Genomic DNA, 13,197 nt, shown 5'->3' with positions numbered 1-13,197 from the left:
GATGGGTATAATCTTGATCTTCCGAATCATATTCGTGATTTAGGCTATGGCGTGACGAGTTGGTTTGCCAGTGGGCGTGATGGTGAGCGGATGGTGTTGGAAATCCTGACGCAGCGAAAAAACGAACGAAAGCTGTATAAAGAGATCATTTCCTTGGATGAAAAAGCGTTTATTGTTTCTACAGAGCCGAAGCAGATATATGGTGGGTTCTGGGTCAAACAAATGCGTAAACATAAATAAGAGAGAATATATCAGGGAATTTCCTGATATATTTTTTTGCGAAGGTAAAACACGAACATTAATTATATAAGTATAAAAATAGTTCGATTTTTAATTGACAAGCGTAACACTGATTGTTAGAATGAAATAGTCAAGGAAATAACTATTTAAAAGGAGCTGAATCAGCGATGTCTGCAGTAGTAGGGGTCATAATGGGTAGTGCTTCTGATTGGGAAACGATGAAAAAAACATGTGAAGTACTAGATGAATTTGGCGTTTCGTATGAGAAAAAAGTAGTTTCCGCTCATCGAACACCAGATTTAATGTTTCGTTATGCAGAAAGTGCGAGAGATCGTGGGATTCAAATCATTATTGCCGGGGCAGGAGGAGCAGCACATCTGCCGGGCATGGTCGCAGCAAAAACAACGTTGCCGGTAATTGGAGTGCCAGTTCAGTCGAAAGCTTTGAATGGCATTGACTCCTTATTATCTATTGCGCAGATGCCTGCCGGGGTTCCTGTAGCCACTGTGGCGATCGGAAGCAGTGGAGCAACCAATGCTGGTTTACTTGCGGTACAAATATTGTCGATCCATGAAGAGGCTATTGCTAACAGTTTACAAAAAAGACGTGATAAACTAGAAGAAAATGTACTAGAAAGTAGTGATTTTCTTGAGTAGTAATTATTTGCGTCCTAATCAGACGATTGGTATCGTCGGAGGTGGACAACTAGGCAGAATGATGGCACTTGCAGCCAAAGCAATGGGATATCGGATCGCTGTGCTAGATCCGGCAGAAGATTGCCCTGCTGGACAAGTGAGCGATCAGCACTTGATCGCGCGTTATGATGATAAAGCAGCTCTTCAGAAGCTTGCAGAGCTTTCTGATGTTGTCACATATGAATTTGAAAATGTTGATTATGAAGCATTGAAAGAAATAGAAGGAAGCGTACGGCTTCCGCAAGGGACAGATCTATTATCGATCACCCAAGATCGAATCTTAGAAAAAGCCTATTTGGAATCAGCAAACATTAACATTGCACCATATGCTGTAATTGTCAGCAGAGATGAGATCGAAGCGGAAATCAATAGTATCGGTTATCCGGCAGTTTTAAAAACAGCTCAAGGCGGATATGATGGTAAAGGACAAGTCTTGCTCTCTGATGCAAATGATATCGAAGAAGCAGAAAAGCTTTTGAAATACGGTTCTTGCGTTTTAGAAGCGTGGATACCATTTGAAAAAGAGATTTCTGTCGTGGTTGCGCGAAATGCACGTGGTCAAATTGAAACTTTCCCTGCAAGCGAGAATGTACATAAACGAAATATTTTGCATACCTCTCGGGTGCCTGCGTTTATCAATCAGGAGACGCACGGAGAGGCAGAGGGGATCGCGCATAAATTGGCCGAAGTTCTAAATTTGCAAGGAGTATTGGCTGTCGAAATGTTTGTAACGAAATCTGGTGCGATCTATGTCAATGAATTAGCACCGAGACCTCATAATTCTGGGCACTATACGATTGAAGCTTGTACGATCTCACAGTTTACGCAACATATCCGTGCGATTGTCGGTTTACCGCTATTGAAACCCGAGCTATTAAAACCAGCAGTTATGGTCAATATCCTCGGTCAACATGTCGCTCCGCTAGAAGAAGAAATCCCTAATTACCCTCGCTGGTATGTACATTATTATGGGAAAAAAGAAGCGCGCGAGAATCGTAAAATGGGACATATCACGATTTTGACAGATAAACCGGATGAGACACTTCAGGATCTGGAAGAATTGCAAATTTGGAAATAATTGGAGGAACGAAAAAGAATGATTGATCGTTATACAAGAGAAGAAATGGGCAAGATCTGGACAGAAGAAAATCGCTTTAATGCTTGGCTGGAAGTAGAGATCTTAGCATGCGAGGCGTGGGCAGAACTTGGGGACATCCCGAAAGAAGATGTACGCAAGATTCGTGAAAATGCGAAATTCGATGTCGATCGCATCAAAGAGATCGAAGCAGAAACGAGACATGATGTCGTTGCTTTCACGCGTGCTGTGTCAGAATCACTTGGTGAAGAACGTAAGTGGGTGCATTATGGGTTAACGTCTACCGATGTTGTCGATACTGCCAATTCTTACCTATTAAAACAAGCAAACGTGATTTTGCGTGAGGATCTAAAACGATTTGTAACGATCCTAGGTGAGAAAGCAAAAGAACATAAGTATACCGTTACAATGGGACGGACGCACGGTGTCCATGCGGAACCGACCACATTTGGTTTGAAGTTAGCATTGTGGTATGAGGAGATGAAACGGAACCTCGCGCGTTTTGAAGAAGCAGCTGCAGGAGTCGAATTTGGTAAGATATCCGGCGCTGTAGGTACGTATGCGAATATTGATCCGTTTGTGGAAGCTTATGTATGTGAAAAATTAGGAACTACGCCGGCACCGATCTCTACACAAACATTGCAAAGAGATCGTCATGCAGCTTATGTAGCTACGCTCGCTTTGATCGCGACATCGGTAGAAAAATTTGCCGTAGAAGTTCGTGCCTTGCAAAAAAGTGAAGTACGCGAGGTAGAAGAATTTTTTGCAAAAGGACAAAAAGGCTCATCCGCAATGCCGCATAAACGCAATCCGATCGGTTCGGAAAACGTAACCGGATTGGCACGGGTGATCCGCGGTCATATGATGACCGCTTATGAGAATGTACCGCTTTGGCATGAACGCGATATTTCACATAGTTCTGCAGAACGTATTATTTTACCAGATTCAACGATTTTATTAGATTATATTTTAAATCGGTTTGGTAATATCGTTAAAAATCTAACGGTCTTTCCTGATAATATGAAAAACAACATGGATCGGACATTAGGTCTTATCTATTCGCAGCGTGTATTATTAGCGCTGATCGACAAGGGAATGGCAAGAGAAGCAGCATATGATGTGGTGCAACCAAAAGCGATGGAGGCATGGGAAACAAAGCAGCCTTTCCGGCAGTTAGTAGAAGGCGAACCGAAGATCACGGCTCTTTTATCCCCAGAAGAAATAGCAGACTGCTTCGATTATAATTATCATCTTAAGAATGTGGACCTTATATTTGAACGTTTAGGACTATAAATATAAATTCCAGCCTAGTTGCATATGCTGGGCTGGAATTTTGCATTTTAATCATAAGTCAAAGGAGTTTTTCAAGTGAAAGAAACTTTGTTGTATGAAGGAAAGGCAAAACGATTGTTCCAAACAGATGACCCCACTATCCTGCGCGTTGTTTATAAAGATGACGCTACAGCACTCAATGGCAAGCGCAAAGAAGTTTTTTCAGGAAAAGGGCGGCTCAATAATCAGATCACGAGCTTGTTGTTTGATTATCTCCGCGAAGAAGGAATCCCGAGTCATTTCATAAAAGCAATCTCGGAGATCGAACAATTAGTGAAGGCAGTAACGGTCATTCCATTGGAAGTCGTGGTTCGCAATAAAACGGCGGGTAGCCTTTCTAAACGTTTAGGAAGAGCAGACGGAGAGACGATCGATCCGGCAATCATTGAATTTTACTATAAAGATGATGAATTAGATGATCCATTTATCAATCAAGATCACATCCGATATTTGAAAATTGCGACAACAGCACAAGTCGAGACGATCAAGGAGCAAGCACTTACTGTCAACCAAGCATTAAAAAAGTTGTTTTTAAGAATGGGAATCGAATTGATCGATTTCAAGTTAGAATTTGGCATAGATACCGCAGGCAATGTTTTGCTGGCGGATGAGATTTCCCCCGATACCTGTCGTTTATGGGATCTGGAAACGAATCAAAAGCTGGATAAGGATGTTTTTCGCCAGAATATTGGGAATTTAACAACTGTTTATGAAGAAGTGTTGACGCGATTACAAAACGTGAATCATTAATTTTGGGAGGGACTTGTTCCGTGTATAAAGTAAAAGTTTACGTAACATTGAAAAAAAGTGTGTTAGATCCTCAAGGTGTGGCAGTTAAAGATGCAGCAGTAGGAATGGGGTATCCCGAGATCGACAGCGTTCGTATTGGGAAATTCATGGAGCTGATGGTGGAAAAATCAGAACGTGACATTCATGATGTATTGAATGAAATGTGTGATAAATTACTTACTAATCCTGTGATGGAAGATTATCGTTATGAGATTGAGGAGGAAGCGTAATGAGATTCGCTGTTATCCAGTTTCCCGGTTCCAATTGCGACCTTGATATGCTTCATGCGATTCAAGATGCGTTAGGTGAAGAAGCAGAATATGTCTGGCATGGAGAAGACTCACTGGAAGGATTTGACGCTTGTCTGCTTCCTGGGGGCTTTTCTTATGGAGACTATCTCCGTACAGGTGCGATTGCTAAGTTTGCGGCGATCATGCCGGAAGTAATGCGCTTTGCTGCTGAGGGAAAACCTGTACTTGGTGTTTGCAATGGTTTTCAGATTTTAACAGAAACAGGGCTTCTTCCCGGCGCATTGATCCGTAATCGCAATTTACACTTTGTTTGCAAAACGATCGATCTTGAAGTAACAAACAAGCAAACGATGTTTACAAATCAATACATGGAAAAAGCGCTCATTAAAATTCCCATCGCACATGGCGAGGGAAATTATTACTGCGATGATGAAACGCTAGAAAAATTAGTGAAGCAGAATCAAATTGTATTTCGCTATGCCAACGAAAATCCGAATGGCAGCAAGCATAATATTGCAGGGATCATAAACGAACGTGGCAATGTTCTTGGAATGATGCCGCATCCAGAGCGTGCGGTCGAAAGTATCGTTGGCGGCGAAGATGGACTCAAATTATTCCAATCGATCGTGAAAGCTTGGAAGGAGGATATGATTCATGCTTAATGTAGAGCCCACTGCGGAACAAATCGAAGCGAAACAATTATATCAGGAAATGGGATTGACAACGGAAGAATATCAGTTGATCTGCTCCATTATCAAACGGAAACCCAACTACACGGAAACGGGACTTTTTTCCGTCATGTGGTCAGAACACTGCAGCTATAAAAATTCCAAACCAGTATTGCGCAAATTCCCGACCACGGGCAAGCAAGTTTTACAAGGGCCTGGTGAAGGTGCAGGGATCGTGGATATCGGTGATGGTTTGGGAGTTGCTTTTAAAGTAGAAAGTCATAACCATCCTTCTTATGTAGAACCATATCAAGGCGCTGCAACAGGCGTTGGCGGGATCATCCGCGATGTTTTCTCCATGGGTGCGAGACCAATCGCGATGCTCAACTCGCTGCGGTTTGGCGAAGTAGACAATGCCTATACGAAATACTTGTTGAATGAAGTCGTTGCCGGGATCGCTGGTTACGGAAACTCGATCGGGATCCCCACTGTTGGCGGCGAAGTCCAGTTCGATCCTTGCTATGCAAAAAATCCATTGGTCAATGCCATGTGTGTGGGGCTAATCGAAAAGAAAGATATCCAAAAAGGGCAAGCAGTCGGCGTCGGGAATCCAATCATTTACGTTGGCGCAAAAACTGGACGCGATGGTATCCATGGCGCAACTTTCGCCTCTGCAGAATTTAGCGAGGAAGGTGAACAGCAGCGCTCGGCAGTGCAAGTTGGCGACCCTTTCATGGAGAAGCTGTTATTAGAAGCTTGTCTAGATGTGATCCATAATCATGCGGATATTTTAGTGGGCATTCAAGATATGGGAGCAGCGGGATTGGTGAGTTCGAGTTCGGAAATGGCATCCAAAGCTGGTTCTGGTTTGGAACTTGTCATGGATGATGTGCCAGTTCGAGAATCCGGAATGAGCGCTTATGAAATGCTTCTTTCCGAGTCGCAAGAACGAATGCTACTATGTGTAAAAAAAGGACATGAACAAGAAATCTATGATTTGTTCCAACATTATGGTCTCGAAGCAGTTGTGATCGGTCACGTTACTGCAGATAAATTATACACGATCAAGCAACATGGCAAAGTAGTAGCAAGCGTTCCTGTCGATAGTTTGGCAGAAGATGCGCCTGTTTACCATAAACCTTCTACAGAACCCGCACGTTTTCAAGCCTTTCAGAGAGAAACAGCCTACCTACCGGAGATCACTTCACTTACCGAAACATGGAAACAATTATTGACACAACCAACGATTGCCAGCAAAAAGGCGATCTATGAACAATATGATTATCAAGTGCGTACGGATACAGTAGTAACACCCGGCTCTGATGCAGCGGTTATTCGTGTACGCGGTACAAACAAAGGTATCGCGATGACGACCGATTGTAATTCGCGCTATCTTTATTTAGATCCGAAAACTGGCGGTGCGATCGCAGTTGCAGAAGCAGCTCGTAATATCGTTGCTTCCGGCGGGAAACCACTTGCGATCACAGATGGATTGAATTTCGGTAATCCGGAAAAACCAGAGATTTTTTGGGAGCTCGAGCAAGCAGCAGATGGTATCAGCGCCGCATGCTTGAAGCTAGATACACCTGTTATTTCTGGAAATGTCTCGCTCTATAATGAAACGGACGGTACGGGGATCTACCCGACACCGGTCATTGGAATGGTCGGATTGGTCGAAGATTTAAAACATGTGACGACACAAGCTTTCAAAACAGCAGGAGATTCGATTTATCTAATTGGTGATACGAAAGCAGAGTTTAGCGGCTCCGAATTACAAAAACTATTTACCGGTAAAATCAGCGGTAAAGCACCGGCATTGGATCTAGATACGGAAGCAAAACATCAAACTGCTGTGTTAGAAGCGATTCAAGCAGGCCTCATAAAATCAGCGCATGACTTGGCAGAAGGCGGTTTAGCTGTGGCACTTACAGAAGCAGCATTTGTTAATGGATTGGGTGCTGATGTTCATGTAGATTTTGATCTAGCATGGCTTTTCAGTGAATCACAATCACGCTTTTTAGTAACAGTCGCACCAGAAAAAGAAGCAGCATTTGAACAATTGATCAAAGCGGCAAAATTTAAAAAAATCGGAGTTGTCACAGAAGCAGCGATAATCAAAGTGGCTAATCCGCAAAATAAGATCGAATTGGCAGTAGAAGAATTACAAGCACTCTGGGAAGGGGCTATTCCATGCTTACTGAAGTAAAAAGTTTGAATGAAGAATGCGGAATTTTTGGCATTTGGGATCATCAAGCAGCTGCAGAAATCACTTACTTTGGCTTACACAGCCTTCAACACCGCGGTCAAGAAGGGGCGGGCATCGTTTCCACTGATGGCAATGTATTGCAAGGACACCGAAACCTAGGACTTCTTGCAGATGTTTTCAAACACGGGGAATTAGATCGTTTGAAAGGAAAAGGCGCGATCGGTCATGTTCGTTATGCGACTGCTGGTGGGAAAAGCCTCAGCAATGTACAGCCATTTCTCTATCATTTTCAGGAAAACTCATTTGCACTGGCACACAATGGTAACTTGGTAAATGCGAAATCGCTTCGCAAACAGTTAGAACAAGAGGGGGCGATCTTTCAAACCAGTTCTGATACCGAAGTGCTTGCCCATTTGATCAAACGAAGTCGCACAGGCGATTTTATTGAAGATCTGAAAGTAGCACTTAATCAAGTGAAGGGCGGCTTCGCTTATATGCTATTGACGGAAAATACATTGATCGCAGCGCTTGATCCAAATGGTTTTCGTCCACTTTCGATCGGCCGGATCGGGGATTCCTATGTCGTTGCTTCCGAAACCTGTGCTTTTGAGACGGTCGGCGCAGCATTTGTCAGAGATGTCGAACCAGGCGAATTAGTTATTATTAATGAAGATGGCCTACAGATTGAGCGTTACACAGAGGATGTCAAACACTCGATCTGCAGTATGGAATATATTTATTTTGCTAGGCCAGATTCCAATATTGCCGGGATCAATGTTCATTCAGCTCGGAAACGTTCTGGCAAAAGATTGGCGGAAGAAGCATTTATTGATGCAGATGTCGTGACCGGTGTACCGGATTCCAGTATTTCCGCGGCGATCGGCTATGCAGAAGCTGCGGGACTGCCTTATGAACTAGGATTGATAAAAAACCGGTATGTCGCCCGGACCTTTATCCAACCTTCACAAGAATTACGGGAACAAGGCGTACGGATGAAATTATCAGCTGTTCGCGGTGTCGTAGAAGGTAAACGGGTCGTGATGATCGATGATTCGATCGTCCGCGGCACGACTAGCAAACGCATCGTGCAGCTGCTTAGAGAAGCAGGAGCAGCAGAAGTACATGTACGGATCGCTTCACCGCCACTTGCTTTTCCATGCTTTTATGGGATCGATATTCAAACGCGGCACGAGTTGATCGCAGCAAATCATACTAAAGCAGAGATTTGCGAGCTTATCGGGGCAGATTCCCTAGAATATTTAAGCGAAGACGGTCTGGTGGAATCTATTGGCAAACCTTATCCAAACGAACCTTATGGCGGTCTTTGTATGGCGTATTTCAATGGTGATTATCCAACTGCGCTGTATGACTATGAACAAGAATATCTTGCAAGTATCGAATCGGAAAAGAATAACGGGTAAAAGGAGCGGGACAAATGGCAGAGAATGCGTATAGTAAAGCTGGCGTGGATGTGGAGGCTGGCTATGAAGTGGTGAGCCGTATCCAAAAACATGTCGCAAGTACGGAACGCCTTGGTACAATGGGCACACTTGGAGCTTTTGGTGGAATGTTTGATTTGAGCACGTTACAACTGGAAAAACCGATCCTTGTTTCCGGTACGGACGGGGTCGGAACGAAGCTACGGATCGCGATTGAAGCAGATAAGCATGATACCATTGGGATCGACTGCGTTGCAATGTGTGTGAATGATATTTTAGCGCAAGGTGCCGAACCTCTGTATTTCCTTGATTATATCGCTACTGGCAAAACGATTCCCGAAAAAATGGAGAGGATCGTTGCTGGCGTTGCAAAAGGTTGTAAAGAAGCTGGCGCAGCTCTGATCGGTGGAGAAACAGCCGAAATGCCGGATATGTACGCGGAAGATGATTACGACCTTGCTGGCTTTACGGTTGGTGCCGTAGAAAAGGATAAACTGATCGAAAGCGGGAAAGTGAAAGAAAACGATGTGCTGATCGGCTTAGCTTCAAGCGGTATCCACAGCAATGGTTATTCCTTGGTCCGCAAGATCTTCTTTAAAGAAAAGCAGTATCCCCTAACACAAACCTTTTCGGAATTAGCCAAACCATTAGGCGAAACGTTGCTCGAGCCGACTCGCATTTATGTTAAACCAGTATTAGAAGTATTGAAGCAAATCGATATTCACGGTATTTCCCATATCACTGGTGGCGGCTTTGTCGAAAATATCCCGCGGATCTTGTCCGATGAGCTAGCTGCTGTAATTAAACTTGGCAGCTGGCCGGTACTACCGATCTTTGATGTCTTGAGAGCAGAAGGACAGCTGGAAGAAGCGGAGATGTACGAGATTTTCAATATGGGGATCGGAATGGTACTTGCCGTTTCAGAAAACGATGTTGCGGAAGTGTTACGCATATTGGAAGAACAAAATGAAACAGGTTATATCATCGGTCAGACTACGAAGCGGACAGATGCAGCGGTCGTTTTCGATCAAGGCGGTGCCAAATGAAGCTTGCAGTTTTCGCTTCTGGAAATGGCAGTAACTTTCAAGCGCTGATCGATGAAGCAACGATCCGACCACATATTGAGTTGGTAGTTTGCGATCGTCCAGAAGCCTATGTGGTCAAGCGTGCGGAGCAACATGCAATTCCAGTATTCACTTTTTCAGCAAAAGCATTTGCGAACAAAGCGGCCTATGAAAACGCGATTTTACATGAGCTGGAAAAATATGCTGTTGATTTTGTTGTATTGGCGGGCTATATGCGATTGATCGGGCCAACGCTACTTACAAAATTTTTAAACCGGATCATTAATCTGCATCCCTCGCTCTTGCCGAAATTTCCAGGCAAAGATGCGATTCAGCAAGCACTTGATGCTGGGGAGAGGGAAACTGGAGTGACAGCGCATTTTGTCGATGAAGGAATGGATACTGGACCAGTCATTGACCAGGCGCGGGTCCTTATCAAGAAAGAAGACGGTTTAGAAGAACTTACGGCAAAGATCCATCAAATCGAACATCATTTTTATCCGAACGTTGTGAAACAATTGATCTTAAAACAAGGAGAGGGTTTTGAAAAATGAAAAGAGCATTGATAAGTGTTTCAGATAAAACAGGCGTGACCGAGTTTGCGAAGGAATTAGTTGCGCTGGATTATGAGATCATTTCCACTGGCGGAACTAAGACCGCATTGGAAGAAGCCGGCGTCCCGGTTATCGGTGTAGAAGAAGTGACCGATTTTCCAGAGATGTTGGACGGACGAGTGAAGACGCTTCATCCAGCAATCCACGGCGCACTCCTTGCCAGACGCGATCACGAATCTCACATGGAAGCACTTCATGCCCATCATATCGAAACGATCGATGTTGTTTGTGTTAATCTATATCCATTTCAGGAGACGATTACCAGAAAAGATGTTACGCTAGAAGAAGCAATTGAAAACATCGATATCGGAGGCCCCTCGATGTTGCGCTCGGCTTCTAAAAATTATGCAGCGGTGACAGTAGTTGTCGACAAAAATGACTATGCAGCCGTTTTAGAGGAACTTCGGACGCATGGGGCGACAACCTTTGCGACAAGAGAGCGGTTAGCGGCGAAAGTATTTCGCCATACAGCCGCTTACGATGCTCTTATTGCTGAATACTTGACCGAGCAAGCGGGAGAAACATTCCCAGAGAAAATAACATTGACGTATGATTTGAAACAACCGCTTCGCTATGGCGAAAATCCGCATCAAAAGGCGGCATTTTATGCAGAACCGATTGCTAAATATGATGCGATCAGCACAGCAGAACAACTGCACGGAAAAGAACTTTCCTATAATAATATCAAAGATGCCGATGCAGCACTCAAGATCGCAGCAGAATTTGAAGAGCCAGTCGCAGTAGCAGTCAAACATATGAATCCTTGCGGTGTAGGCGTTGGTGATACGATCGAAACAGCCTTCTTGCGTGCTTATGAGGCGGATCGCACGTCTATCTTTGGCGGGATCATTGCGTTAAACCGCGAAGTAGATCAGCAAACAGCCGAACATTTGAGCGAGATTTTCCTCGAAATCGTCTTAGCACCTAGTTTTAGCGCCGAAGCACTCGATATATTGACGAAAAAGAAAAATATCCGCTTATTAGTACTTCCGTTTACAAAGACCAAACCGAATTTAGAAAAGACTTCCGTCATCGGTGGATTGTTGGTACAAGACGGCGACACGCAGGTGGAGGACATTGCTACGTATGAAGTGGTAACAAAAGCACAACCAACGGAAGAAGAATGGAAAGCACTTCTCACGCAGTGGAAGATCGTGAAACATGTCAAATCCAATGCGATCGTAGTTGGAAATGACAAGCAGACGCTTGGGATCGGTGCCGGCCAGATGAATCGGATTGGCTCTGCGGTGATCGCCTTAGAACAAGCTGGTGAAAAAAGTCATGGAGCGGTACTTGCTTCGGACGCCTTTTTCCCAATGAATGACACAGTAGAAGCAGCTGCCAAAGCAGGGATCAAAGCCATCATTCAGCCCGGTGGTTCCATTAAAGATAAAGAATCGATTGAAATGGCCGACCAATACGGAGTGGCAATGGTCGTAACGCATGTACGTCATTTTAAACATTAAGAAGCTAAAAGGACGTGGAAAAAATGAAGTTTTTAGTAGTTGGAAGTGGTGGGAGAGAACACGCTATCGCCCTTCAGCTTGCCAAATCAGAACGCGTAGAAGAAGTTATCGTTGCTCCTGGTAACGGTGGGATAACGGGAACAAAAATCACAACGATCGCTATTAGCGAACAAGAACATCAAAACTTAGCAGACCTTGCACGAGAAAAGCATGTCGATTATGCGATCGTTGGCCCAGAAGTACCACTTCTAGCAGGACTTGCAGATGTGTTAGAAGAAGCCGGAGTCCCTACACTTGGTCCCTCACAGAAGGCAGCTTTGATCGAGGGGAGCAAAGATTTCGCTAAACAATTTATGAAAAAATATGCGATCCCAACAGCAGAATTCCAAACCTTTACCGACTATGAGACCGCAAAGGCTTATCTAGATAAGCAAGGCGCGCCGATCGTTATCAAGGCGGACGGTCTAGCAGCCGGCAAAGGCGTCGTGGTGGCAGAAACGATGGAAATCGCTACAATCGCACTCAAAGATATGCTGCTTGAAGATAAGTTCAGCAAGGCTGGGGAACATAAAGTAGTCATCGAAGAATTTTTGAGCGGCGAAGAATTTTCATTGATGGCATTTGTAAATGGGGAAGCAGTTTATCCTATGGAGATCGCACAAGATCATAAACGCGCTTACGAAGGCGACAAAGGTCCGAATACGGGCGGAATGGGCGCATATTCCCCAGTCAGACATATCGATAGCAGTTTGGTGGATACGGCAGTGCGAACAGTTTTAGAAAAAACAGCACTTGGCTTAGTACAGGAAGGACGTCCTTTCAAGGGTATCTTGTATGCAGGATTGATCGCTACAGAAGAAGGTCCGAAAGTGATTGAGTTCAACGCTCGCTTTGGTGATCCGGAAACACAAGTCGTACTGCCACGATTGGAAAGCGACTTTGCCAGCTTGGTAGCGGATCTACTGGATGGAAAAGTACCAGATGTTCGTTTTAAAACAGAGGGCACCACGCTTGGAGTGGTTTTGGCCAGCAGCGGATACCCAGGTGATTATGAGACCGGAAAACCGCTGAAGCGATTGGCGGACTTAACGGACGAAGTGCATGTTTTTCACGCTGGAACGAAAGCAGAAAAAGATGGTGCCTTTGTATCAAACGGCGGCCGCGTGCTATTGCTTCAAACGGAAGCGGAGTCGATGAATGCAGCCAGAGCGAAGTTATATAAAGAAATGGAAAAACTAGATGATCCGAATTTCTTTTATCGAATGGATATCGGAACAAGAGAAGAATAAAAGGAGGAGGCATTTTGAGTGTATCAAAATGTCTTTTTTGTGTGTTAA

The 13,197-nt window shown here is 44.3% G+C and carries 13 protein-coding genes (1 of these 13 running past the window's edge); all 13 read left to right on the top strand.

The window, feature by feature from the left end; translation table 11 throughout:
• On the top strand, window positions 1-240 hold the end of the coding sequence (locus tag HMPREF0556_RS05660; protein WP_003756360.1) for a DUF2179 domain-containing protein. 291 nt of this gene lie to the left of the window's left edge; only the last 240 of its 531 coding nucleotides appear in the window; the start codon falls outside the window, past its left edge; it ends in the stop codon at window positions 238-240.
• Between the two features lie 167 nt (window positions 241-407).
• Window positions 408-896, top strand: a complete 489-nt coding sequence (gene purE / locus HMPREF0556_RS05655; protein ID WP_003756359.1) for a 5-(carboxyamino)imidazole ribonucleotide mutase — start codon at window positions 408-410, stop codon at window positions 894-896.
• Complete coding sequence (purK, locus tag HMPREF0556_RS05650; protein ID WP_040486506.1) at window positions 889-2,013, top strand: 5-(carboxyamino)imidazole ribonucleotide synthase; 1,125 nt, start codon at window positions 889-891, stop codon at window positions 2,011-2,013. Before purE ends, purK begins: the two co-directional genes overlap by 8 nt.
• An 18-nt stretch (window positions 2,014-2,031) precedes the next feature.
• A complete protein-coding gene (gene purB / locus HMPREF0556_RS05645) occupies window positions 2,032-3,324 on the top strand; it encodes an adenylosuccinate lyase (protein ID WP_036107452.1) in 1,293 nt (430 codons plus the stop codon).
• 75 nt (window positions 3,325-3,399) lie between these two features.
• On the top strand, window positions 3,400-4,113 hold the full coding sequence (purC, locus tag HMPREF0556_RS05640; protein ID WP_003756351.1) for a phosphoribosylaminoimidazolesuccinocarboxamide synthase: 714 nt from the start codon (window positions 3,400-3,402) through the stop codon (window positions 4,111-4,113).
• Window positions 4,114-4,133: 20 nt separating this feature from the next.
• Window positions 4,134-4,382 carry a phosphoribosylformylglycinamidine synthase subunit PurS gene (gene purS / locus HMPREF0556_RS05635; protein WP_003756350.1) on the top strand — a complete coding sequence of 83 codons (249 nt, stop codon included), beginning with the start codon at window positions 4,134-4,136 and terminating at the stop codon, window positions 4,380-4,382.
• Entirely contained in the window at window positions 4,382-5,065 is a 684-nt protein-coding gene (gene purQ, locus HMPREF0556_RS05630; protein ID WP_003756348.1) for a phosphoribosylformylglycinamidine synthase subunit PurQ, read from the top strand. The genes purS and purQ overlap by 1 nt, the downstream gene beginning before the upstream one ends.
• The gene (purL, locus tag HMPREF0556_RS05625) at window positions 5,058-7,277 is read left to right on the top strand and encodes a phosphoribosylformylglycinamidine synthase subunit PurL (RefSeq protein WP_003756347.1); all 2,220 of its coding nucleotides are present in this window, start codon (window positions 5,058-5,060) and stop codon (window positions 7,275-7,277) included. Before purQ ends, purL begins: the two co-directional genes overlap by 8 nt.
• Window positions 7,262-8,698 (top strand): amidophosphoribosyltransferase, encoded by a 1,437-nt coding sequence (purF, locus tag HMPREF0556_RS05620; protein WP_003756344.1) that lies wholly within the window; start codon window positions 7,262-7,264, stop codon window positions 8,696-8,698. The genes purL and purF overlap by 16 nt, the downstream gene beginning before the upstream one ends.
• A 14-nt stretch (window positions 8,699-8,712) precedes the next feature.
• On the top strand, window positions 8,713-9,762 hold the full coding sequence (gene purM / locus HMPREF0556_RS05615; RefSeq protein ID WP_003756341.1) for a phosphoribosylformylglycinamidine cyclo-ligase: 1,050 nt from the start codon (window positions 8,713-8,715) through the stop codon (window positions 9,760-9,762).
• Window positions 9,759-10,334 carry a phosphoribosylglycinamide formyltransferase gene (gene purN / locus HMPREF0556_RS05610; RefSeq protein ID WP_003756339.1) on the top strand — a complete coding sequence of 192 codons (576 nt, stop codon included), beginning with the start codon at window positions 9,759-9,761 and terminating at the stop codon, window positions 10,332-10,334. The genes purM and purN overlap by 4 nt, the downstream gene beginning before the upstream one ends.
• On the top strand, window positions 10,331-11,860 hold the full coding sequence (purH, locus tag HMPREF0556_RS05605) for a bifunctional phosphoribosylaminoimidazolecarboxamide formyltransferase/IMP cyclohydrolase (RefSeq protein ID WP_003756338.1): 1,530 nt from the start codon (window positions 10,331-10,333) through the stop codon (window positions 11,858-11,860). The genes purN and purH overlap by 4 nt, the downstream gene beginning before the upstream one ends.
• Window positions 11,861-11,883: 23 nt before the next feature.
• The gene (gene purD, locus HMPREF0556_RS05600; RefSeq protein WP_003756337.1) at window positions 11,884-13,149 is read left to right on the top strand and encodes a phosphoribosylamine--glycine ligase; all 1,266 of its coding nucleotides are present in this window, start codon (window positions 11,884-11,886) and stop codon (window positions 13,147-13,149) included.
• Window positions 13,150-13,197 lie beyond the last annotated feature (48 nt).

Origin of the sequence: Listeria grayi DSM 20601 (genome assembly GCF_000148995.1) — a bacterium.
In the GTDB taxonomy this organism is placed as follows: domain Bacteria; phylum Bacillota; class Bacilli; order Lactobacillales; family Listeriaceae; genus Listeria; species Listeria grayi.
This window is presented reverse-complemented; position numbering and strand designations above follow the sequence as displayed.